Genomic DNA, 300 nt, shown 5'->3' with positions numbered 1-300 from the left:
GAAATGGCATAATCATTATTTTGTGGCTTTATGACACCTACAGTATTGCCACGTAACGTAGTAAACCAGACTTCTCCTTTCTTGTCTGCCTTTATCTGAAACGGAGCCCCAGTCTCAGATACATATGATGTAAAAGCATGGCTTGAGGGGTCAAATCGCCAAATGGTCTTTGTCCCAAGCGGTGAAAACCAGATATTTCCAACATCATCTTGCACAATTGCCCAGACCATAGTAGAGTTTACTCCTGCATTTGTATACGGTGTTGTTCCACTCTTTATCAGATATTTTTCCACCTGTCCG

At 42.0% G+C, this 300-nt stretch carries 1 protein-coding gene; it reads right to left on the bottom strand.

What is annotated here, in order from left to right; genetic code table 11:
• Nucleotides 1–300: two-component regulator propeller domain-containing protein (locus DYY66_RS13255; protein ID WP_338140859.1), on the bottom strand; the 300-nt coding region annotated here is incomplete at both ends.

Source organism: Candidatus Nitrosotalea sp. FS (assembly GCF_011319475.1).
Classification (GTDB): Archaea; Thermoproteota; Nitrososphaeria; order Nitrososphaerales; family Nitrosopumilaceae; genus Nitrosotalea.
This window is presented reverse-complemented; position numbering and strand designations above follow the sequence as displayed.